Annotated in this window: 23 protein-coding genes; 14 read left to right on the top strand and 9 right to left on the bottom strand. The window is 34.9% G+C overall.

Annotated features, from left to right (window positions below; translation table 11 throughout):
• Positions 1-35 precede the first annotated feature (35 nt).
• Together GA0061081_RS05055 and GA0061081_RS05050 are read left to right on the top strand one after the other, a co-directional pair.
• Positions 36-389: a DMT family protein gene (locus GA0061081_RS05055; RefSeq protein ID WP_091347719.1), complete on the top strand. Its 354-nt coding sequence runs from the start codon at positions 36-38 to the stop codon at positions 387-389.
• Between the two features lie 326 nt (positions 390-715).
• Positions 716-1,414, top strand: a complete 699-nt coding sequence (locus GA0061081_RS05050) for an acid phosphatase (protein ID WP_091347716.1) — start codon at positions 716-718, stop codon at positions 1,412-1,414.
• 112 nt (positions 1,415-1,526) lie between these two features.
• Here GA0061081_RS05050 and apbC read toward each other — a convergent pair whose 3' ends face one another.
• Positions 1,527-2,600, bottom strand: coding sequence for an iron-sulfur cluster carrier protein ApbC (gene apbC, locus GA0061081_RS05045; RefSeq protein WP_209435364.1), 1,074 nt, complete (start codon positions 2,598-2,600; stop codon positions 1,527-1,529).
• A 228-nt stretch (positions 2,601-2,828) separates the two neighbouring features.
• Here apbC and metG point away from each other — a divergent pair, with 228 nt between their 5' ends.
• A complete protein-coding gene (metG, locus tag GA0061081_RS05040; protein ID WP_091347711.1) occupies positions 2,829-4,856 on the top strand; it encodes a methionine--tRNA ligase in 2,028 nt (675 codons plus the stop codon).
• 569 nt (positions 4,857-5,425) lie between these two features.
• Positions 5,426-5,917: a hypothetical protein gene (locus tag GA0061081_RS05035; protein WP_091347708.1), complete on the top strand. Its 492-nt coding sequence runs from the start codon at positions 5,426-5,428 to the stop codon at positions 5,915-5,917.
• A gap of 128 nt (positions 5,918-6,045) precedes the next feature.
• On the opposite strand, the gene GA0061081_RS05030 is transcribed toward GA0061081_RS05035, so the two are convergent.
• Together GA0061081_RS05030 and GA0061081_RS05025 are read right to left on the bottom strand one after the other, a co-directional pair.
• Entirely contained in the window at positions 6,046-6,831 is a 786-nt protein-coding gene (locus tag GA0061081_RS05030) for an SDR family NAD(P)-dependent oxidoreductase (RefSeq protein WP_091347706.1), read from the bottom strand.
• A gap of 122 nt (positions 6,832-6,953) precedes the next feature.
• Positions 6,954-7,625, bottom strand: coding sequence for an NADPH-dependent F420 reductase (locus tag GA0061081_RS05025; protein ID WP_091347704.1), 672 nt, complete (start codon positions 7,623-7,625; stop codon positions 6,954-6,956).
• Between the two features lie 109 nt (positions 7,626-7,734).
• Here GA0061081_RS05025 and GA0061081_RS05020 point away from each other — a divergent pair, with 109 nt between their 5' ends.
• On the top strand, positions 7,735-8,625 hold the full coding sequence (locus tag GA0061081_RS05020) for a LysR family transcriptional regulator (protein ID WP_091347702.1): 891 nt from the start codon (positions 7,735-7,737) through the stop codon (positions 8,623-8,625).
• A 76-nt stretch (positions 8,626-8,701) separates the two neighbouring features.
• Here GA0061081_RS05020 and tolC read toward each other — a convergent pair whose 3' ends face one another.
• Positions 8,702-10,048 (bottom strand): outer membrane channel protein TolC, encoded by a 1,347-nt coding sequence (tolC, locus tag GA0061081_RS05015; protein ID WP_091347699.1) that lies wholly within the window; start codon positions 10,046-10,048, stop codon positions 8,702-8,704.
• 139 nt (positions 10,049-10,187) lie between these two features.
• Between tolC and nudF the strand changes: the two genes are divergently transcribed.
• A complete protein-coding gene (nudF, locus tag GA0061081_RS05010; protein WP_091347696.1) occupies positions 10,188-10,817 on the top strand; it encodes an ADP-ribose diphosphatase in 630 nt (209 codons plus the stop codon).
• 169 nt (positions 10,818-10,986) lie between these two features.
• A complete protein-coding gene (cpdA, locus tag GA0061081_RS05005; RefSeq protein WP_167349305.1) occupies positions 10,987-11,817 on the top strand; it encodes a 3',5'-cyclic-AMP phosphodiesterase in 831 nt (276 codons plus the stop codon).
• 54 nt (positions 11,818-11,871) lie between these two features.
• Here cpdA and cls read toward each other — a convergent pair whose 3' ends face one another.
• The 5 genes from cls to fldA all read right to left on the bottom strand — a co-directional run bounded on the left by cls (position 11,872) and on the right by fldA (position 15,487).
• Positions 11,872-13,335 (bottom strand): cardiolipin synthase, encoded by a 1,464-nt coding sequence (cls, locus tag GA0061081_RS05000; protein ID WP_091347690.1) that lies wholly within the window; start codon positions 13,333-13,335, stop codon positions 11,872-11,874.
• A gap of 6 nt (positions 13,336-13,341) precedes the next feature.
• The gene (gene yciA, locus GA0061081_RS04995; RefSeq protein ID WP_091347748.1) at positions 13,342-13,797 is read right to left on the bottom strand and encodes an acyl-CoA thioester hydrolase YciA; all 456 of its coding nucleotides are present in this window, start codon (positions 13,795-13,797) and stop codon (positions 13,342-13,344) included.
• 25 nt (positions 13,798-13,822) lie between these two features.
• Positions 13,823-14,368, bottom strand: a complete 546-nt coding sequence (locus GA0061081_RS04990) for an inner membrane-spanning protein YciB (RefSeq protein WP_091347687.1) — start codon at positions 14,366-14,368, stop codon at positions 13,823-13,825.
• 69 nt (positions 14,369-14,437) lie between these two features.
• Positions 14,438-14,896 (bottom strand): ferric iron uptake transcriptional regulator, encoded by a 459-nt coding sequence (gene fur, locus GA0061081_RS04985; protein ID WP_091347684.1) that lies wholly within the window; start codon positions 14,894-14,896, stop codon positions 14,438-14,440.
• 78 nt (positions 14,897-14,974) lie between these two features.
• Positions 14,975-15,487 carry a flavodoxin FldA gene (gene fldA, locus GA0061081_RS04980; protein WP_091347682.1) on the bottom strand — a complete coding sequence of 171 codons (513 nt, stop codon included), beginning with the start codon at positions 15,485-15,487 and terminating at the stop codon, positions 14,975-14,977.
• A 177-nt stretch (positions 15,488-15,664) separates the two neighbouring features.
• On the opposite strand from fldA, the gene sucC reads away from it, so the two are divergent.
• The 7 genes from sucC to tolQ all read left to right on the top strand — a co-directional run bounded on the left by sucC (position 15,665) and on the right by tolQ (position 21,932).
• Positions 15,665-16,834, top strand: a complete 1,170-nt coding sequence (sucC, locus tag GA0061081_RS04975; RefSeq protein ID WP_091347680.1) for an ADP-forming succinate--CoA ligase subunit beta — start codon at positions 15,665-15,667, stop codon at positions 16,832-16,834.
• A gap of 27 nt (positions 16,835-16,861) precedes the next feature.
• The gene (gene sucD / locus GA0061081_RS04970; protein ID WP_091347677.1) at positions 16,862-17,734 is read left to right on the top strand and encodes a succinate--CoA ligase subunit alpha; all 873 of its coding nucleotides are present in this window, start codon (positions 16,862-16,864) and stop codon (positions 17,732-17,734) included.
• Between the two features lie 98 nt (positions 17,735-17,832).
• Complete coding sequence (locus GA0061081_RS04965; RefSeq protein WP_091347676.1) at positions 17,833-19,404, top strand: cytochrome ubiquinol oxidase subunit I; 1,572 nt, start codon at positions 17,833-17,835, stop codon at positions 19,402-19,404.
• A gap of 19 nt (positions 19,405-19,423) precedes the next feature.
• Positions 19,424-20,560, top strand: a complete 1,137-nt coding sequence (gene cydB, locus GA0061081_RS04960) for a cytochrome d ubiquinol oxidase subunit II (RefSeq protein ID WP_091347673.1) — start codon at positions 19,424-19,426, stop codon at positions 20,558-20,560.
• A gap of 9 nt (positions 20,561-20,569) precedes the next feature.
• A complete protein-coding gene (locus GA0061081_RS10980) occupies positions 20,570-20,680 on the top strand; it encodes a cytochrome bd oxidase small subunit, CydX/CbdX family (protein ID WP_141683340.1) in 111 nt (36 codons plus the stop codon).
• Positions 20,681-20,855: 175 nt separating this feature from the next.
• Entirely contained in the window at positions 20,856-21,251 is a 396-nt protein-coding gene (ybgC, locus tag GA0061081_RS04955) for a tol-pal system-associated acyl-CoA thioesterase (protein WP_091347670.1), read from the top strand.
• Positions 21,252-21,932 carry a protein TolQ gene (gene tolQ / locus GA0061081_RS04950; protein ID WP_091347666.1) on the top strand — a complete coding sequence of 227 codons (681 nt, stop codon included), beginning with the start codon at positions 21,252-21,254 and terminating at the stop codon, positions 21,930-21,932.
• Positions 21,933-21,934 lie beyond the last annotated feature (2 nt).

Genomic DNA, 21,934 nt, shown 5'->3' with positions numbered 1-21,934 from the left:
ATGCCAGTCCCTTTCTTTACTCTTATATCAACACTATGAATCAATTACTTATTACTGTTTGTTTACTGACTTTTAGTAATGTTTTTATGACTTTTGCGTGGTATGGGCATTTGCGGTTTTTACATAACCAAGTTTGGCTAGTGGCGGTGTTTGCTAGCTGGGGGATTGCGTTATTTGAGTATTTATTGCAAGTGCCTGCTAATCGCATTGGTTTTCAAGTTGCCAGCGCAGGTCAATTAAAGATTATTCAGGAAGTAATTAGTTTGTCTGTTTTTATCCCTTTTTCAATTTATATTTTAAAAGAGCCGTTTAAGACAGACTATATTTGGGCTGGTTTGTGTCTTTTAGGTGCGGTATTTTTTATGTTCCGCGATAAGATTTTTGCTTAAATTCATTCTAAAACCGTGATAAATATTGAGCATATTCGTCACGGTAATGATTTAAATTAGCCTTTCAAATATTCCACTGTAAATATAATTGTGATGACTATCACATTAAAAATACTCAATCTTTATTAATATGTTGCTGTATTTTATTGTTGAACAGCTATTGATATCTTGCTGACCGTGTTGTTGTTTCATACAAAATTATTAATTAGTTAGATGTTATTTAAGCGTTTTTTGTTTCGATAACATGTTTTGATAGTTATCCCTTATTTGTATAAGGAGAAGTATATGCAAAAAAAATTTTTTGTTCGTTATTTGTTGCTTCTTTAATATGTTCAAATGTTTTTGCTTCTGGGGGAAAAGATGTAACAACAGATCCTAATGATTTTTTCCTTAAAGAAGAACAAGCACCTAATAGCTTACTGCTTTTGCCACCGCCTCCTACTTTTGATAGCATTGATTTTTTACGCGATAAAGCAATGTACGATTGGGGTAAGTCTGTTCGTAATACAGAACGTGGAAAACAGGCTTACTTAGATGCTGATTCAAGTAAAGATAATATAACTAAGCAATTTTCACCATCTTTTGGGTTTGAAATTTCTGATAAGAAAACGCCAGAAATTTATAAATTAGTTACTACAATGAAAGAAGATGCAGGGGATTTGGCAACGCGCTCAGCTAAAAATCATTATAATCGTATTCGACCATTTTCATTTTTCCATGAACCAACTTGTCGCCCAGATGATGAAAAAACGCTATCGACCAATGGATCCTATCCCTCTGGTCATACAACAATGGGGTTTGCTATTTCACTTGTGTTAGCAGAGATAAATCCAGCGCGTCAAAATGAAATTTTAAAACGAGGTTATGAGATTGGCGAAAGCCGCGTTATTTGTGGCTATCATTGGCAAAGTGATGTTGATGCTGCTAAGGTGATGGCAGCTGCGGTAGTTGCTCAATTACATACGAATGCCGATTTTAATCAACAACTAACGAAGGCAAAAGCCGAGTTCCGCCATTTAAAATAAGGGTGATAATGGGGCAGTTATTGCGTGGCTGATCGTGGCGATGTTATGCCAAATTAACTATAAAATATCAATAGCATTGGCTGTTGTTTTCGACAGCCAAGCTGATTTTTTGTTATAGCGCCTTAAAAGAAATATCCGGTAAAATTGTTTCGCCTTGCCAATATAGCTCACTGGCAATGCGCCCAGCAATTTGGCAATAGAGTTGGGTAAATTCGCTATCAGGGTGGCTAATAACAGTAGGTTGCCCTGTATCGAGATCTTGGCGTAATATTTTATGAAGTGGTATTTGTCCAAGCAATTTTGTTTGATATTGCTCAGCTAGACGCTGTGCTCCACCTTCGCCAAAAATAGCTTCGTGATGACCACAATTTTCGCAAATGTGGTAACTCATGTTTTCAATAATGCCTAGCGTTGGGATGTTGACTTTATTAAACATGGTCATGCCTTTTTTGGCATCAATCAATGCAATGTCTTGTGGTGTACTGACAATAATTGCGGCCGTTACTGGAATACTTTGCGCTAGGGTTAATTGGATATCCCCAGTTCCTGGAGGCATATCAATAACCAAATAATCAAGTTCAGGCCATAATGTATCTTGTAATATTTGTAGTAATGCCTTGCTTGCCATTGGTCCACGCCATACCATGGCGCTATCTGGATCAACTAAATAACCAATAGAGTTACTGGCTAATCCGTGTGCCATAATTGGGGTCATGTGTTTATTGTCAGGTGTTAACGGTTGCTGTTTTTCTGTGCCTAACATGGTGGGAATTGAAGGCCCATAAATATCCGCATCTAAAATGCCTACTTTGGCGCCTTGTTTTTGTAAGGCTAGTGCAAGATTAACAGCTGTTGATGATTTGCCCACGCCACCTTTGCCTGAACTTATGGCGATAATATTTTTTACATTGTTAATGGCATGTTGGTCATTGGCACGTTTTAATGTGGCTATTTTATAGTTAATGTGCCAGTCAACGTCATTAATGCCATTAAGCTTAAGTAATTTTGGGGTGGCTATTTTTTTTAACTCATCAAAAGTGTTTTGCCAAGCAAAGGGCATGGTTAAATTAATGTATAAATGCTGATTAACTATTTCGCATTTTGTTACTGCGTTAAGTTCAAGTAAATTTTTTTGTAAGGTTGAATGAGTAAAACTCTCAAGAATCTTTTTTACTTCAATGTTCATTGCTGTTATCTCTTTATGCATTGATATTTATACTGGGTTCATTTTTAATACTCCCTCTTAAAGAGGGTGGAAAAATTATAATAATTTACATTCTTTAAAAAGGATTATTTGCCATTTGCAAAGTGAATAGAGTGTAGAAATTTTATCAAATTATGGCATAAATCTAGCGATAATCCCACGATTGATGTACTATTTCTGCCATTATGTAATAAAAGGTAATAAATCAACATGACAACTCAACGCAAAATATTGGTGACTTGCGCACTGCCTTATGCCAATGGTGCAATTCACTTAGGTCATATGCTTGAACATATTCAAGCTGATGTATGGGTGCGTTATCAACGTATGCGTGGTAATGAGATCTATTTTATTTGTGCCGACGATGCACATGGCACGCCAATTATGCTTAAAGCGCAACAACTTGGCATTACGCCTGAACAGATGATTAGTGAAGTGAAAACTGAGCATCAGCGTGATTTTGCGGGATTTAATATTAGTTATGATAATTACCATTCAACTCATAGCTCAGAAAATCGTGAAATATCAGCGCAAATTTATAAGCGTTTAAAAGCCAATGGTTATATTAAAACCAAAGTCATTTCACAGCTATTTGATCCTGAAAAACAGATGTTTTTACCAGATCGCTTTGTAAAAGGTACTTGTCCACGTTGTAAAGCCCCAGATCAATATGGCGATAACTGTGAAGTGTGTAGTGCAACTTACAATCCGATTGATTTAATTAATCCTAAATCTGTGGTTTCAGGGGCAACACCAATTTTAAAAGAGTCAGAACATTTCTTTTTCGATCTGCCGGCTTTTTCAACTATGTTACAAGAGTGGATTCGCTCAGGGACACTACAAGACCAAGTCGCTAATAAAATGCAAGAGTGGTTCGAATCAGGCTTACAGCCGTGGGATATTAGCCGTGATGCTCCTTATTTTGGTTTTGAAATCCCTAATGCGCCAGGTAAATATTTTTATGTCTGGTTAGATGCACCAATTGGTTATATGGGCTCTTTTTTAAACTACTGCAATACACAAAATAAACCAATTTTTGATGAGTTTTGGAATAAAGATTCAAGCACTGAGCTTTATCACTTTATTGGTAAAGATATTGTTTACTTTCATAGTTTATTTTGGCCGGCAATGCTAGAGGGTAGCGAACATCGCAAACCATCGAATATTTTTGTGCATGGCTATGTGACTGTTGACGGCGCAAAAATGTCTAAGTCGCGAGGTACTTTTATTCAAGCAAGTACCTATCTAAAACACTTAGATCCTGATTGCTTACGCTATTATTATGCCGCTAAGCTGTCACCACATATTGATGATATTGATTTAAATTTAGAAGACTTTGTTCAACGTGTAAATAGCGATTTAGTTAATAAAGTTGTTAATATTGCTTCACGTTCGGCTGGATTTATTTATAAACGCTTTGACGGCAAATTATCGGATAATGTAGCTGAACCTGCACTTTATGCGTATTTTGTTGAAAAATCTCAAATCATTGCTGATTATTTTGAGCAACGTGAATCAGGTAAGGCGATTCGTGAAATTATGGCACTTGCTGACGAAGCTAATCGTTATATTGATGAAAAAGCGCCATGGGTGGTTGCTAAACAAGAAGGGCAAGATCAAACATTGCAAGATATTTGCTCAATGGGTATTCACCTATTCCGTATTTTAATGACCTATTTAAAACCAATAGTGCCTTCATTAGCTGAGCGAACAGAAGCATTTTTAAATAGCAAATTAGAATGGAATACTATTGCTAATGCGTTAACTGGCCATAAGATAAATCAGTTTAAAGCCCTATTTAATCGTATTGATATGGATAAAATTACAGCCATGATTGAAGAAACAAAAGAGCAAGCTGCCCTAGCAACACCAGCTAAAACAAATGTTGCTGAACCTATTGCCGATACAATTAATTTTGACGATTTTGCCAAAGTTGATATGCGTGTTGCTTTAATTAAACATGCTTGTTTTGTTGAAGGATCCGATAAATTACTCCAGTTGACGCTTGATATTGGTGATGAAACCCGTAATGTGTTTTCAGGCATCAAGCAGTTTTATCCTGATCCAGAAGTACTAATTGGGCGTTTAACCATTATGATTGCCAACTTAGCGCCTCGTAAAATGCGATTTGGTGTTTCAGAAGGTATGGTGCTTTGTGCCAGTGGTAAAGATGATGGTGACGGCGTGTACTTGTTATCGCCAGATAGTGGTGCTAAACCGGGAATGCGCATTTCGTAATTTTTATTCTCATCATGTAAAAAATGCATCTTAACAAGTTAATGTGCTTGTTAAGATGTTTCAGGAAATTATGCGTTTTATTATAAAATTTTCTGATTTGATAAATAATTGTAGCGTTAGTTTTTTGGGGACTGTTTTTTTTATTATAAATGTTTAGCTAACCAACTATCATGCAACTATTTTTGAGTTTGCTTTTCTACTCTAAAAAATCCCATTGCACTTTGATAGGGCGCAATGCGTGTCCAAAAATAGAGACCAGTATTTAAATCAAGACATTTTATTTTTATATCTGTTCAGGTTGAAGACGATACAACAACTATTTGTTATACTTTTCTTTTACGTTAAAACTAAGTTAATTTCATTATTAAGCAATAATTTTTGATTTATCGGGTAATTAATAGAAATCCCAGCTAACACAACTGGAGGATTTGTGTTCTAGCCATTAATTAGTTTTATAATCTATTTTTAATATGGGTATTTTATTATTTTGCTTATCAATTGATGGCTTTATTAAGTTTATTATTGATAGGCTTTTATTAATATTTTAGTAAGCATTTTTTAGGATAAACATGATCAAACCGATATCTAATATTACATTAAAACCGCTACCTAAAGGTAAAAGAGGTAAAATTATTTCGCTTGTTGAAGTTGATGGTGTTTGCTATGCTGAAAAACTAGAAGGCCGCTTTTTAGAAATGGCTTTTAGCTATGATGACTGTTATGTTTTAATTTTTGTGACACAAGATGGCGGTCCTTGGGAAGAGGTTTTATTCATCTATCTACTTGATTCAAAAAACTACAATATCGTTGATCGTGCCAGAATTGGCGGTGGCGCATATGCTTGGCTTAGTGCTTGTGGTCTTGGTAATATTAAAATTTTATCTGACCATATGGTAAGTTTTGAATTTATGTCGTTTGAGGGTACTGATGGTTGGTTACTTAAGCTTTTTAAAAAACCTATAAAAACCTTTCCGTTTACACTTAGAAACCTATTTCATATCTGGCGCCCAATTTCATTTAAACGCCATTTTTTGATCGAAGTAAATAAAACTTCACTTTAAATCAATATGCTATGTTTTTCTTTTTATTCTGAAGTTTGGCAATCAAAATAACGACTGCCAAAGTTTAATTTTGTTAAAAATCATATTTTGCTGTTTGATTTAACATTGCATGTAAATTCGTTATTGCATTATTTTTGATTTTCTGACGGATTTCCTGAATAAGGAAATATGCTGTCTTTTAGTGAAAAAGAGAAATCTTTTGTATTAATCTCACCAATAACTTTGTTGCTATCGTATAAAGCCAGTAAAAAATCGGCCATTTGCTTTGCTGTATGGTACTTGGTAAAACTTGCATCATAATTGTAGTTACTGACATTATTGGCTTTTTCACCAAATTCTGTTTTTGTCGCAGCCGGAGCTAACACCTTTGCGGTTAATTGGGCGTTAGCTTGCTTTAATTCCTGTGCTAGCCCTTCGGTAAAGGCATTGACATAGAATTTTGTTGCGCAATAGGTTACCGCATTAGGAACGAGTGTATATCCACCACGGGAGGAGATGTTTATTAGTTGTGTCCCAGATTCATTTTGATATTTACGTACATACAGTGTTGAAAAAATTGTTAGGACTTCAATATTTAAATGAAGCATTGATTCGATTTTTCCTAAATCTTGATCGCTAACACTGCCGTAATGACCAAAACCGGCATTATTAATCCATGTTTCAATAAAATAGTTGTCTAAATCATTAAAAAGGGAATAAGCGTTGGTTGGTTGTGATAAATCACAAAGTTTTATAATTACTTCTAATTCTGGGGAAATTTTTGCAATTTCTTGTTGTAAAAGTGCCAAATTTTCTTGTCTTCTTGCAATAACAATAAGGTTTTTATTTCGTTTTGCAAAAGCAATAGCTGTTGCATAACCTATGCCTGAACTTGCGCCGGTTATGACGGTATATTTTTTATGTGTATTGGTCATTTTTATTTCCTCTAATATTTCAAATATCTGTATTTAATTAAAACTATTCAAATTATTAAATATATGATAAATATAACTTTATTCTACTGGAAGGTGGACTCATTTTGGTCTTTTATATTTTTTTATTGGTTATTTGTTTGCCATGAATTATGTGGTACTTCAACTTCTTTAGAGGCTTGAGCTAAAGCATCATTCAATCGTTGACGGCTTAAAGGTATGCAATATGCAGGCTTTGCACGTTCAAACCGCCAACTGTTTGATAAAGCGCCTACATCAACATAATCATAGCCAATACTTTCTAGAAGAGTGAAAACAATTTGTTTGGCAGCTAAGTCATCTCCAGCTATAGGAATTGCTCTTCTATCTGATTTATCATTAGGCTTTGCATCTTTAATAACATCTTTTGCGAGAATTGCATTAAAAACTTTAACTACTCTAGATTTATCAAGATGTTTAGCGACTAACTCGCTGGTTGTTGTTTCATGATTATCTAATTGTCCTAAATGACCATCGCGGGCAGGATAATAGTTAGTGGCATCAAGTACTATTTTTCCGCTGAGTAGCTCTGCTGGTAATTGTGTATAATTGATAAAAGGAATAGCAACGAGAATTATATCACCAAATTTAATGGCTTCTTCTTGGCTCCCAATTTGGCAGTTTAAGCGTGTGGCTACGCTAAATAACGTCTTTTTATCTCTAGAATTACTTAACATAACTTGATAACCTGCGCGCATAAATAATGTTGTGTAGGCTTGACTTACAAATCCTGCCCCTATAATGCCGATTTTTTTCATATATTTACTCTGTTTTTATTTGTTTACTTGATTTGCGTTATAATATTTATAAAATAAAAGATAGTAAATGGCTTTAAAATTGTTTTATTAACAACTGGAGATTGGTAATATGGATCTTTTTAGAAGTATGAAGGCTTTTGTATTGACTGTGAAGACAGGTTCATTTGCATCGGCATCTATCTCATTAAATACCTCTCCGCAAATGGTTGCGAAATATATTCTTTTTTTAGAAACTCAATTAGGGTTAAAGTTACTTAATCGAACAACACGTTCACAAAATCTTACCGAATTTGGTAAGCAGTATTATGAGCGCTGTGTGAGTATTTTAGGTGAAGTTGAAGCCACTTCTATGCTTGCGCAACAGTTTTTAGATAAACCTAGTGGTACGCTTAGAATTAGTGCACCATTTACTTTTGGTAATTTTACTTTAGTGCCATTAATTAGTAGTTTTATGAAGTGTTATCCCCAAATTAGTGTCGATATACAGTTAAGTGATCGTTATGTCGATTTAATTAAGGACGGTTTTGATATTGCTTTTCGGATTGGTGATTTGAGTGATTCAGGGCTTATTGCTCGTAAACTTAATCCTCATCAACTTATTTTTGCTGCCTCACCAGATTATTTAGCGCAATATGGTGTTCCATTAATACCTGATGATTTGAAAAAGCATCAATGCTTGATTTACCAATATGTGAATCAGAATAAAAAAGATCATGTTTGGCCGTTTATGATTAATGGTGAAATAGTTAATATTCCTATATCAGGGACATTTCAAAGTAATCAGACTTCAGCGTTAGTGATAGCTGCGATTGAAGGATTAGGTATCACAATGTTGCCAGAATCTATGTTACAAGAGCCAATTAAGCAGAAAAAATTATTTCCCATATTACAAAAATTTTTACCACCTGCCAAGCCGCTTAATATGCTTTATACTGCTGATCGTCAGCAACCACCAAAATTAAAAGCATTTATTGAATTTGTGTTGAATGCAATATCGTAATAGGTGTGTTTTTTATACATAATAAAAAAGGCGATTTGCTCGCCTTTTTTAACAGTTGTCATAAAAGAACCAATAGTTATTTTATCGTTACTAAAGTGCTCACTTCTTTTCCTAACATATTGTTTAAATAAACTAAATCGTTGGCAGTTAAGGTTCCTACTGCATATTTTAATTGGAGTAAGCTAGTTAGATAATTATATTTTGCATCTGATAAATTTCGTTTAGAACTGTAAAGCTGAGTTGTTGCATTTAATACGTCAACGATTGTTCTTGTTCCAACTTGATAACCAGAATTAGTTGCTTCTAATGAGCTTTGTGCTGAAACAACTGCTTGTTGATAAGCTTTGATTGCGCTAATCGATGATGAAATATTGTTGTAGGATGAACGTACTTGGTTAATCACGCCACGATTAGTACTTTCTAGTTTTTCACTGAAACTTACGTAATTTTGTTGTGCTTGTTCAACTTTCGATACCGTTGCACCACCAGAAAAGATTGGTAGGTTTACACTGACACCAACATAGTTATTTCCTGAATACGATTTACCACTATGAGCACCAGCCGCTACGTTATTACCATATCTATCAGTTTTATTTAAATTAGTTGATGCATCTAAATTGGCTGTAGGTAAATGACCTGCTTGTGAGAGTTTGATCTGTTCACGTGCAATGTCTTGGTTCAATTTCATTGTTAATAAATTTAGATTAGATGATTCAGATTGTCTTAATAATGTGCTGATTTGTTCTGGGGACTCTGTTTTAAAGGTATTGGTGTTAACACTGGCTAAATTAGAATAAAAACGACCGCTTACTTGGCGTAAATCCTCGATTGCGTTGTTTAGTTCATTTAATGCGTTAACTTGTTGGGCAACAGTTAGGTCATAATTTGCTTGTGCATTTTGTACGTCAGTAATGGCGACTAAACCGACTTGGTGTTGTTGACGAGTCTGCTCTAACTGACGGCCAATCGCGTTTTTCTGTGCATCAATAAAACTCAATGCATCTAGCGCTTTTAGCACATTAAAATAAGCGACAGAAGTATTTAAGATTAATGTTTGACCTTGGTATTGATAAGCAATATCGGCAATACTTGCTTGTTTTTTAGTAATATCTAAGGCCTTCCAATTTGAAAAATTAAAAATGCTTTGCGATACGGCTACTTGATATAAGTTTCCGCTTTTAGATTTTACTCCACTTGTATCACGTCGGCCATGAGTTACACCATAAGAAGCACTTAAACCAACTTGCGGTAGCAAACTTGCTCGAGAACCTGAAATTGCCGCGTATGCTTTATTTTTCTCAGCTAATGAACTGCGTAGATCTGGATTGGTTTCTTTTGCTTGTTCATAGACTTGAATCAAATTTTCAGCAAATACAGATTGGCTTAATGCTAAGCCAATTAAAAAGGTTAAAGTTTTTTTCATTAATCTTCTCTTTAAAAATCATTAAAATATAGTAGTATTTTTAATGGCGTAATTTTAACAGATTATTAGTATATAGTAAGCATAGTTTGTATGCCATTCGCACTTTTTATTCAAATTAAGTTTAACATTGGGATCTTATATGAAAATAAAACATAATCCGGTACATTTTGACAAAAATGATGTGTTTAATCTAACTAAACGAATTTTGTATAAAGGTTTTTTTTCTTTATTTGAATATCGTTTTCAATATCGCAAATTTGATGGTTCAATGAGCGAGGTTGTTAGTCGTGAAATTTTGGAACGAGGGCATGCGGTAGTGCTTTTAGCATATGATGCAAAACGTGATGAAGTTGTGCTAATTGAACAAATCCGGATTGCTGCTATTGAAACCCAAGAGAGTCCGTGGATGTTAGAACTCATTGCAGGCATGATGGATCATGAAAATGAATCATTTGAAGAAGTGGCAAAACGTGAGGCAATGGAAGAGGCTGGAGTTGTTATTGGTCGATGTAAACCTATCATCAGTTATTTAGCATCACCTGGTGGTTTAACTGAACAATTGCATATTTTGGTGGGCGAAGTCGATTCATCAACCGCCAAAGGTATTCATGGGCTTGCTGAAGAAAACGAAGATATTAAAGTTCATGTTGTCAGTCGTAATCAAGCTTATCAATGGGTCAAAGACGGATTAATTAACAATGCTGCATCAATTATTGCACTGCAATGGTTAGAACTTAATCACCAGTTATTAAAAAAAGAGTGGGAATAACTTTTTTAGTGTTCATATTTAATTATTTCTTTCATAAAAGTGTGATCTAATTTACACTTTTGTATAACGCTAAGATTTAAAATAAAAATTGTATTCCCTGTCACAATGTCTATTTTATTGCTGACATTATTAACCATGATTATAGATTGATAAATAATTGGGGTGAATTTTGAGGTCATTGTTAAAACTTCCAATTCGTAACAAAAATTACGGTAAAATATTGCATATAACTGATACTCATCTTTTTTCTGAGGACGATGGTTCATTGCTTGGTATTAATTCCAATGCAAGTTTTCAAGCTGTTATAAATGAAATTGGAAGTAGTAATAAGACGTTTGATTTGATTGTGGCAACGGGTGACTTTGTGCAAGATAGTTCTAAAAAGGCTTATGCTCGTTTTGCTGAGCAAATCAACAAGTTTAATACACCTTGTGTGTGGTTGGCTGGCAACCATGATAATTATGAGGGGATGCAAGATGTGTTTGCAGATTATCAACTGGCCGATAATAAAATAGTGCAGTTAGGAGATAACTGGCTGATTGTTTTATTAAATAGCCAAGTTATTGGTCAAGCATATGGTTTTTTACCTGAATCTGAACTTGAATTTTTACATAATGCTTTAACCGATCATTCTGATCGAAATACATTAGTTTTTTTACACCACCATCCAATTAATTCTGGATGTCATTGGTTAGATCACCATATTTTAAAAAATAGTGATCAATTAGAGCAAATTATTCAAAAACATTCTAATGTAAAAGGGATAGGTTGGGGACACATTCATCAAAAACAAGATTATGTTTGGCATCATTGTCATGCATTTTCAACCCCTTCAACATGTTTTCAGTTTAAGCCTGAATGTTATGATTTTCAAGTATCAACTGAAGATGCGCCTGGTTGGCGAGAAATTACGCTTAATACTGATGGTTCTATCGAGAGCGAGGTTTATCGTTTAGCTGATAATCAGTTTTTACCCGATGTTTCTCAAAATGGTTATTAGCAAGCCGTAATATATTCGTTTGTAATCATAGTGAACTTAAAACTTGTTCAATAATTATAGTAAAGGTGCAAAAAAGTAAAACAGTCGTTCAACTATGCGTTGCCATATTGGACGTTGATTCCATTCGTCAGTTTTTATGCTATCTGAATTAGATAAATATTTTTGTAAGAGCACTGATAGCGATTTAGCAAATTCTACGTCATCAATCACAGTTGTAATTTCAAAATTAAGCCATAAGCTGCGCATATCTAAATTAACAGTACCAACAAGACTTAACTGGTTATCGATTAGGACGCTTTTGGTGTGTAATAAGTTATCATTGAATTGATAAAGTTTTACGCCACCGTTTAATAATTCGGAAAAAAATGCTCGACTTGCCCATTTAACCATTAGTGAGTCATTATTTTTTGGAACGATAATGATGACTTCTACCCCCCTTTGAGCTGCGGTGCAGACAGCATGTAGAATATCATCACTTGGTACTAAATAAGGTGTCGTAAAAATAATTTGTTCTTGTGCTGAATAAATTGCCGTTAATAACACTTGGTGGATCATGTTTTCCATATAACCCGGTCCAGATGCTATTAGTTGCATTATGTGTTTTTTATCTTCTGGTGGTTCGGCAAAATCAGTAATTTTTGGTAGTGTTAAATGTTTGCCTGTTTCTAGTTCCCAATCACTAGCATATATGGCGCTCATAAGCGTTGTTACCGGTCCATTCATTCTGACCATGATATCAACCCATTCACCGACATGTTTATTTTGTTTGAAAAAACGAGGATCAACAATATTCATGCTGCCTGTATAAGAGATGTAGTTGTCGATAATGGCAACTTTTCGGTGTTGTCGTAAGTCCAATCGCCTAAACATGAATCGAAGTAAGTTTACTTGTAACGCTTCGACAATAATTATACCAGCATCACGCATTCTTTTACTTGCATTCGTTTTAATAAAATGTCGGCTACCGGCAGAGTCAACCATTAATCGACAAGTTACTCCTCGCTGTGTTGCTTGAATGAGTGCCTGCTCGACTTCGTCAGCCCGACCACCTTCATTCCAGATATAAAATACCATTTCAATATTAGACGTTGCTTTATTGATATCTTCAATTAAGCGGTCAAAAATTTCGTTAGTTTCGCTTAGTAGTTCAATGTGATTGCCGTTAATTCCATCAAGGCCTGTTTGGTGTTTGCAAAGTTGAAAAATCGGCTTGCTAACTAGGCTAACGTTACTGGTGAAAATATCAGAAAATTCACTTAGACGGTTAATAAATTTTGAAATAGTCGGGCGCATTTTTTGTGCCCGTTTAACTCGTTGTTGACCTAAGTGCGCTTCGCCCAAGGCAAAATAAAGGAATACTCCGATAAGTGGTAAGATATAAATGACTAACATCCATGCAATAACATAAGTGGTTGGTCTTCGTTTAAAGACAATCCGTAATGTTGTTGCAACAATGATCAACCAGTAAGTAAGAAAGATCAAAGTGCTGATTAATGCATGAAATGAGGTAAATTGCATACTTAATTAGCCATTAGTTAGATTTAATTTAGTTATTGGGTCTTGAGTGCAATCATAATTCTGAAATGCTTCAGGTAATGGTTTGGGGTTATTATGTTTATCAACTGAAACATAAGTGAATACGGCATCTGTTATACAAAAGCGCTGTGTCGTATCAGATGTATCAATGACTTTTTTAATCCACACTTCAATGCCAATAGTGATAGATGTTTTTCCTGTTTTGATGCAATGCGCATAGCAACAAACAACATCCCCGACCATTGCGGGTTTGTAGAATGTAATGCTGCTAGCATTTACTGTTACAACTCGATTTCTCGCGATCTCTTTTGATAAAATACCGCCTGCAAGATCCATTTGCGACATGATCCACCCACCAAAAATATGTCCGTGAGGATTGGTATCAGCCGGCATTGCAAGCGTTCTAAGTACTAATTGACCTTTGGGGGTTGTATTTTGTGTCATGCTAAAATACTCCGTTTGTTCTAACTTATTGTTTATCATCTATATCTTTATTCATGTTTTTATAGATATAGATACCTGATATTAACGATAATAGTAACGATGCACCAGGTAAAATAAATACTTTAAATATCCAAAAGAAATCATCAGTTGTGTAGTAGGTTGCAGCTAAACTAATAGCGCCACACAATATAAAAAAGAAGATCCATAATAAATTTAGTTTATTCCAAATAGCAGTATCGAGTTGTATTTCTTTGCCTAGCATTTTTTGAAGTAGATTTTTTTTAAAAATAAATTGGCTAACTAATAAGGCTGTAGCAAATAAAAAATTAATAATAGTGACTTTCCATTTGATTATATTCGGATCACGCAAATAAAGTGTAAATCCACTAAAGATCATCACCATTATATAAGAAATCAACTCTACTTTATCTACTTTTCTATATAGAATAAGAATGAGAAGAAAGCATACTGTTGCTGCGATCATTAGTGCTTGAACGCCAACAAAGACATCATACATGGTTAGAAAAACAAAAAAGAATACAAGCGGAATAAAGTTTAAAAGTTGTTTCATTAAATTATTAACCTAGCAAAAAGATGAGTGGATATATTCTAAATGAGTAAAAAGCCTATTGGAATAGGCTTATTTTTTGTGATGAAGCTCAGGATGTTTTTTACAATTACCTGCTTGGCAATGTCCATAAAGATATAAACTATGAAAAGTTAATGTCATGCCATATTGTTCAGCAATTTCTTTTTGTCTGGCGTTAATGATATCATCACGAAACTCGAATACTTCACCACAATCTAAGCAAATTAGGTGATTGTGGTGTTGCTGAGTTGCGAGTTCAAAAACAGCTTTCCCACCCTCAAAGTTGTGGCGAGTAACAATTCCTGCATCGTCAAATTGATTCAAAACACGATAAACGGTTGCAAGTCCGATTTCTTCTCCCATATCCAGTAGTTTTTTATAAAGGTCTTCTACTGTGATATGTTGGCATGAAGGATCTCGTAATAATTCTAAAATTTTCAATCGTGGTAACGTAACCTTTAAACCAGCGCTTTTTAGCGCTGCATTATTATCATTATCATGATTTGTCATATTACTTCCCATTAAGTTATTAATATTTTCCCATTATAGGAACTATATATGGTAAATAAAAGAAATCGTTTTAATAGATTAAATTTTCATTTCAGTTTTGACTTGATTGACCCAATTATTAATACGTTCTTCAGTTAATTCAGGTTGACGATCTTCATCAATTGCTAAACCAATGAAATGTGTGTCATCAACTAAACTTTTTGACGCTTCAAAGCTATAACCTTCGGTTGACCAGTGTCCAACAATTTTTGCACCTTTAGGCTCGATAATATCGCGAAGTGTTCCCATGGCATCACAAAAATATTCGGCATAGTCTTCTTGATCACCACAACCAAAAATAGCCACAGTTTTACCGTTAAAATCAATTTTTTCTAAATTAGGAAAAAAGTCATCCCAGTCTGCTTGTGATTCTCCGTAGTACCAAGTTGGAATGCCAAAAAATAGATAATTGTATTGTTCGATGTTTTCTTTAGTGGCTTTTGCAATGTCAAAAAGCTCGGCGTTGTCACTACCTAAAATGAGTTGGATTTGCTTAGCTACATTTTCTGTGTTGCCAGTGTCACTACCAAAAAAAATACCAACTTGTTTCATATTTGTACCTTTATTATTTTCGATATTAAAATATTCTAGAAGTATATCATTGTCACTTACTATCAGCAATCATCCTAACTAACCCCAAACATAAGTTATTATTTGCTATACAATTTATTTATCTTGCATTAGAATTATCACCTGTTTTTATATTAATTTAGGCTGTGGAATTTCTTTATGAACTTGCATGAATATCAATCTAAATATCTTTTTAAACAATATAATTTGCCCGTACCTGAGGGGTATGTTTGTAATTCAATTAATGAAGTACAAGATACGTTATCTGAATTATCTTCACAGGCAGATTCAGGCCTTTGGGTTGCTAAATGTCAGGTTCATGCAGGAGGACGAGGTAAAGCCGGCGGCGTTATTTGCACGCAAAGCTATAATGAAATAAAGCAATTTGCTGAAAAATGGTTGGGGCAGTATCTTGTTACTTATCAAACAACTGATAAAGGTCAGTTAGTTAATAAAATTCTAATTGAAAAAGCGTCTAATATTCATAAGGAACTTTATTTAGGGGCGGTGGTTGATCGTAGTTCTAAACGTGTTGTGATCATGGCTTCAACTGAAGGCGGCGTTGATATAGAAAGTGTTGCCGAAAAATCACCACACTTAATCCACAAAACTTCACTCGATCCTTTAACAGGACCTTGTGCTTTCCAAGGTCGTGAGCTTGCATTTAAGTTAGGATTAACAGGCAAATTAGTGAATCAGTTTACAAAGCTATTTGTTAATTTCGCAAAACTATTTTTAGAAAACGATGTTTCATTAGCCGAGGTTAATCCATTAGTTATTACCGATTCAGATGAACTCATTTGTTTAGATGCAAAAGTTGTTTTAGATGATAACGCGCTATTTAGGCACCCAAACTTAACCATTTTAAGAGATACAACTCAAGAAGATGAACGTGAATCAATAGCTGCAAAACAAGGTATTAGCTATGTATCATTGGATGGCAATATTGGCTGTATGGTTAATGGTGCAGGTCTTGCAATGGCAACTATGGACATTATTAAATTACATGGAGGTGAACCTGCAAACTTTTTGGATGTAGGTGGTGGCACAACGAAAGAGCGCGTCGCTGAAGCATTTAAGTTGATATTATCTGACACAAATGTGAAAGCAATTTTGGTTAATATTTTTGGTGGTATTGTTCGTTGTGATTTAATTGCTGACGGGGTTATTAGTGCAATTAAAGAAATAGGTCTTAATGTTCCTGTTGTTGTTCGTCTTGAAGGTAATAATGCTAAGCTTGCGCAAGAAATTTTGGCTAAAAGCAAATTAAATGTTATTACTGCAGAAAGTTTAATCGATGCGGCTCAAAAAATTGTTGCTGTTGTCTAATGAAGAGGCGTGTGGAGAAGGGTTATTATGTCAATTTTAATCAATAAAGAAACCAAAGTCATTTGCCAAGGATTTACGGGTGGTCAAGGTACTTTACACTCACAACAAGCGCTAGCTTATGGTACTAAATTAGTTGGCGGTGTGACACCTGGTAAAGGGGGAACAGTCCATTTAGGTTTACCTGTTTTTAATACTGTTAAAGAAGCGGTTGAAGCAACCGGTGCAACAGCAAGTGTTATTTATGTACCAGCAGCATTTGGTAAAGATTCTATTTTGGAAGCGATTGATGCAGGTATTAAATTAATTGTCTGTATTACTGAGGGTATTCCAACTTTAGATATGTTAGTTGTTAAAGAAAAATTAAGGCTAAATGATGTCGTAATGATTGGACCAAACTGTCCGGGTATTATTGTCCCAGATGAATGTAAAATAGGTATTATGCCGGGTCATATTCATCGATCAGGTAAGGTGGGAATCGTTTCTCGATCTGGAACACTAACTTATGAAGCAGTTAAACAAACAACGGATATTGGCTTAGGACAATCAGTGTGTGTTGGCATCGGCGGTGATCCTATTCCAGGTAGCGATTTTATCTCTATTTTAGCCTTACTTGAGCAAGATCCTAAAACCGAAGTTATTGTGATGATTGGCGAGATTGGTGGTAGTGCTGAAGAAGAAGCTGCAGAATATATTAAAAAACACGTAACTAAACCTGTAATTGCATATATTGCTGGTGTTTCTGCACCATCAGGAAAACGTATGGGGCATGCAGGTGCGATTATTTCAGGTAATAAAGGTACAGCAGTAGAAAAATCTAAAGCATTGCAATCTGCGGGCATTACGGTTGTAAAAAGTCTTACGGATATTGGGGATGCTGTAAAAAAACAAATTAAGATATAGTTTTTTTGATATATATCAATTTTATTCTGTCATTATCGGTGTATAATAGCCGTCAATAACATAAAAATTTGTGAGTATTTAAGGATTAGGGAGCGCTTATGTTAGATATAGTAGAACTTTCACGCCTCCAGTTTGCACTTACTGCAATGTACCATTTTATTTTTGTTCCATTAACGTTGGGTTTAGCGTTTATGCTAGCAATTATGGAAACGGTATACGTTGTTAGTGGTAAGCAAGTCTGGAAAGATATGACAAAGTTTTGGGGCAAACTGTTCGGTATTAACTTTGCAGTAGGTGTCGCAACTGGCTTAACCATGGAATTTCAATTTGGTACTAACTGGTCTTATTATTCACATTATGTGGGTGATATTTTTGGTGCGCCGTTAGCCATCGAAGGTTTAATGGCATTCTTCTTAGAATCAACCATGGTAGGTTTATTCTTTTTTGGTTGGGATAGATTAAGCCGTGGTAAGCATTTAATTGTGACTTGGTGTGTTGCATTTGGTTCTAACCTTTCGGCACTTTGGATCTTAGTTGCTAATGGTTGGATGCAATTCCCTGTGGGATCTGAATTTAACCCAGTTAATTCACGTATGGAAATGGCGAGCTTTTTTGAGCTGATTACTAACACTGTTGCTCAATATAAATTTGTTCATACCGTTGCTGCAGGTTATTTGACAGGTGCTATTTTTATTTTAAGTATTAGTTCTTACTATTTGCTGAAGAAACGTGATGTTGCCTTTGCAAAACGCTCTTTTGCTGTGGCCGCGACATTTGGATTTATTATGTCGATTGCTGTTGCTCTAATGGGGGATGAAGCTGGGCATGAAATGACAACTGTCCAACCAGCCAAACTTGCTGCCATTGAAGCTGAATGGGAAACTCAACCGGCACCAGCGTCATTCAATGTTATTGCCTTTCCATCACAAAAAAATAAAGAAAATTTATTTGCAATAGAAATTCCTTATGCAATGGGCATAATGACCACTCGTTCATTGGACACGCAAGTAACTGGATTAAGAGATATATTAGCGAATAATGAAACGAGAATTCGTAAAGGTATTTTGGCTTATACAAATTTAGAAAAAATTCAACAAGGTAATCAAGATCCTGACGTCCTTAAAGCATTTGAGGATAATAAATCTGATTTAGGTTATGGTTATCTGGTTAAACGTTTTACCGATCGTGATAATTTAACGATTCCTCAAGCGACAGAAGAGCATATTAAAGCTGCTACTGAAGACTCAATTCCTACAGTATGGCCACTATTTTGGGCTTTCAGAGTGATGGTAGGCCTTGGTGTGTTAATGATTTTGGGCACAGGTTTTGCTTTATGGACTACTTATAAAAATAAAATTGGTGAGAAACGTTGGTTACATCGTTTGTTGGTTTTGTTTTTACCATTCCCTTGGCTTGCATGTGAATCTGGTTGGTTTGTTGCCGAGTATGGGCGTCAACCTTGGGCAATTCAGGATATTTTACCGACAGGAGTAGCAAATTCATCATTAACTGCAGGTGAAGTGCTATTCACTATGGTACTTATTTGTGGCCTTTATACATTGTTCTTAGTTGCTGAATTATTCTTAATGTTTAAGTTTGCTCGTTTAGGACCTAGTTCTTTAGGTACGGGCAACTATCATTATGAAAAAACACAACCGGTAACAGAATAGGGCATAGGGAGTATACACAATGATTGATTATGAAATTGTACGCGTCATCTGGTGGGTACTAATTAGTGTTGTTTTAATCGGTTTCGTTGTCACCGATGGTTTTGATATGGGCGTGGGTATTTTATTACCTTTTATCGGTAAAACAGATACAGAACGTCGAATTATGATTAATGCAATTGCTCCTCATTGGGATGGTAACCAAGTTTGGTTGATCACTGCTGGTGCAGGAGTCTTTGCTGCGTGGCCTATGGCATATGCGGCGTCATTTTCAGGCTTTTATATTGCTATGATTTTAGTGCTTTGTGCACTGTTTTTTAGACCAATTGGTTTTGATTATCGTAGTAAATTAGAAAATTCAAAATGGCGTAATTTATGGGATGCTGGCATTTTTGCTGGTAGTTTTGTGCCTGCATTGGTTTTTGGGGTCGCTTTTGGTAACTTATTAGAAGGTGTTCCTTTTAGATTTGATAACTCTTATCGTGTGTTTTATGATGGTAACTTCTTTGGTTTGCTTAATCCTTTTGCATTGTTGACTGGTGTTGTTAGCTTAATGTTATTTGTAGCTCATGGTGGAGCATGGTTACAGCTGAAAACATCAGGTGAACTTTATTTAAGAGCTAGAAAGGCTACACAAATTGCCAGTTTAGTCATGTTAATTGCATTTGTGTTAGCAGGTGTTTGGGTGGTATTTGGTATTCATGGCTATGAAGTAACTAGCGTGATTGATTATAATGCGTCATCTCATCCGCTAAGCAAAACCGTATCTACTAATACGTCATGGTTAACTAACTATATGAATTGTCCTATTTTATGGATAGTACCTGCTTTAGGTGTTTTGTTACCGCTATTGACTATTCTTTTTTCTAGTTTAAATAAAAATGCATTAGTGTTTGTTTCATCAGTATTAACAATTGCATGTGTTTTATTTACCTACGGTATTGCAACTTTCCCATTCATTATGCCTTCAAGCATTATGCCAAATGCAAGTTTGACAATATGGGATGCATCATCAAGTCAATTAACACTTAATATTATGTTTGTTGTTGTTCTTATCTTTTTGCCTATAGTTCTTTTGTATACTATTTGGTCATATATCAAAATGTTTGGGCGATTGGATAAAAATCATATCGAAAATAATAAACACTCACTTTATTAAGGAAAACTTATGTATTACGTTTTATGGTTTATAGGACTTATGGCTGCATGTATGTTATCCGCTGTAGTTGGCTTATGGATTGAACGCGATAGTAGCGAAAAAGAATCTAATAACAAATAATACTAATTAAAAAATAATAAAAAGGTGGCAAATCGTCACCTTTTTAATTGTTAAATAGAGTTGTAAAGAATAAAATGTAAATGATAATTTTTTTCATTTGTGTTTTTTATATCATAGTGCAGTGAATTTTATATTCAGATATAATAGCACTAAATTTAATTAGTATAATTCGGGTATGAGACAATTCAATTGGAATGCAAGAGTTTATTATGAAGATACGGATGCTGGTGGTGTTGTTTACCATGCTAGGTATCTTGCTTTTTATGAACGAGCAAGGACAGAAATTTTAAGGCAGCTTGGTATTAGCCAACAAACATTATTACAAGAAGGTATTGCTTTTGTTGTAAAAAAGATGGATATTAGCTACCAATTTCCAGCTCGTTTAGATGATATGCTAACTATCAGTTCTGAGGTTGAACAAGTTCGTAAAGCGTCTATTATTTTTAAGCAAACTATTTTTAATCAAAATAAACAAATTATTAGTACAGCAAGTGTTCTTATCGCTTGTGTTGATATTATTAAAATGAAGCCATGCGGGCTTCCCAAGTTATTAGTTTTGGAGTTTATATAAGTGGAAAATCTGAATATTATTGCTCTGTTTTTGCAGGCTGGCTTGTTAGTACAAAGCGTTATGTTGTTGCTACTTGCTTTTTCCGTTATGTCGTGGGCTATTATATTTCAACGAACTATGATTTTAGGTAAAGCTAAAAAACAGATTGAGCAATTTGATAATAGTTTTTGGGCTGCCGACGATTTAAATGTTTTGTTTGATAAAGCAAAATTTCATAAAGAAGAAATTGGCGGTACAGAGCATATTTTTTATTCAGGTTTTAAAGAGTTTTCACGGCTATATCAAATTAACCCAAATATGGCTGAATCGGCTTTAGATGGTGCATCGCGCTCTATGCGCTTAGCAATGAATCGTGAGCTAGATATTCTAGAATTACATATTCCTTTTTTAGGGACGGTAGGTTCTATAAGTCCATATATCGGTTTGTTCGGTACTGTTTGGGGAATTATGCATGCATTTATTTCGTTAGGTGCTGTTAAACAAGCAACGTTACAAATGGTCGCACCAGGGATTGCTGAGGCGTTAATCGCAACTGCAATTGGTTTATTTGCTGCTATTCCTGCGGTACTTGCATATAATCGCTTGTCATTGGGGGTAAGCCGAATAGAACAAAGTTACCTTAACTTTATTGATGAATTTTCTGCAATTCTACAACGTCAAGCTGTTGCTGTTAGGAAGTAATT

The sequence above is a fragment of the Gilliamella bombicola genome (assembly GCF_900094945.1).
Lineage (GTDB): Bacteria > Pseudomonadota > Gammaproteobacteria > Enterobacterales > Orbaceae > Gilliamella > Gilliamella bombicola.
This window is presented reverse-complemented; position numbering and strand designations above follow the sequence as displayed.

Excerpts from the sequence above, each read along its gene's own strand:
- GA0061081_RS04965 (WP_091347676.1), top strand. The coding sequence starts at position 17,833 with ATGTTAGATATAGTAGAACTTTCACGCCTCCAGTTTGCACTTACTGCA.
- fldA (WP_091347682.1), bottom strand. The coding sequence starts at position 15,487 with ATGAAACAAGTTGGTATTTTTTTTGGTAGTGACACTGGCAACACAGAA.
- nudF (WP_091347696.1), top strand. The coding sequence starts at position 10,188 with ATGAAAATAAAACATAATCCGGTACATTTTGACAAAAATGATGTGTTT.
- ybgC (WP_091347670.1), top strand. The coding sequence starts at position 20,856 with ATGAGACAATTCAATTGGAATGCAAGAGTTTATTATGAAGATACGGAT.
- tolC (WP_091347699.1), bottom strand. The coding sequence starts at position 10,048 with ATGAAAAAAACTTTAACCTTTTTAATTGGCTTAGCATTAAGCCAATCT.
- cydB (WP_091347673.1), top strand. The coding sequence starts at position 19,424 with ATGATTGATTATGAAATTGTACGCGTCATCTGGTGGGTACTAATTAGT.
- GA0061081_RS05025 (WP_091347704.1), bottom strand. The coding sequence starts at position 7,625 with ATGAAAAAAATCGGCATTATAGGGGCAGGATTTGTAAGTCAAGCCTAC.
- GA0061081_RS04990 (WP_091347687.1), bottom strand. The coding sequence starts at position 14,368 with ATGAAACAACTTTTAAACTTTATTCCGCTTGTATTCTTTTTTGTTTTT.
- GA0061081_RS05055 (WP_091347719.1), top strand. The coding sequence starts at position 36 with ATGAATCAATTACTTATTACTGTTTGTTTACTGACTTTTAGTAATGTT.
- fur (WP_091347684.1), bottom strand. The coding sequence starts at position 14,896 with ATGACAAATCATGATAATGATAATAATGCAGCGCTAAAAAGCGCTGGT.
- yciA (WP_091347748.1), bottom strand. The coding sequence starts at position 13,797 with ATGACACAAAATACAACCCCCAAAGGTCAATTAGTACTTAGAACGCTT.
- apbC (WP_209435364.1), bottom strand. The coding sequence starts at position 2,600 with ATGAACATTGAAGTAAAAAAGATTCTTGAGAGTTTTACTCATTCAACC.
- GA0061081_RS05035 (WP_091347708.1), top strand. The coding sequence starts at position 5,426 with ATGATCAAACCGATATCTAATATTACATTAAAACCGCTACCTAAAGGT.
- GA0061081_RS05020 (WP_091347702.1), top strand. The coding sequence starts at position 7,735 with ATGGATCTTTTTAGAAGTATGAAGGCTTTTGTATTGACTGTGAAGACA.
- sucC (WP_091347680.1), top strand. The coding sequence starts at position 15,665 with ATGAACTTGCATGAATATCAATCTAAATATCTTTTTAAACAATATAAT.
- GA0061081_RS05030 (WP_091347706.1), bottom strand. The coding sequence starts at position 6,831 with ATGACCAATACACATAAAAAATATACCGTCATAACCGGCGCAAGTTCA.
- cls (WP_091347690.1), bottom strand. The coding sequence starts at position 13,335 with ATGCAATTTACCTCATTTCATGCATTAATCAGCACTTTGATCTTTCTT.
- sucD (WP_091347677.1), top strand. The coding sequence starts at position 16,862 with ATGTCAATTTTAATCAATAAAGAAACCAAAGTCATTTGCCAAGGATTT.
- metG (WP_091347711.1), top strand. The coding sequence starts at position 2,829 with ATGACAACTCAACGCAAAATATTGGTGACTTGCGCACTGCCTTATGCC.
- GA0061081_RS10980 (WP_141683340.1), top strand. The coding sequence starts at position 20,570 with ATGTATTACGTTTTATGGTTTATAGGACTTATGGCTGCATGTATGTTA.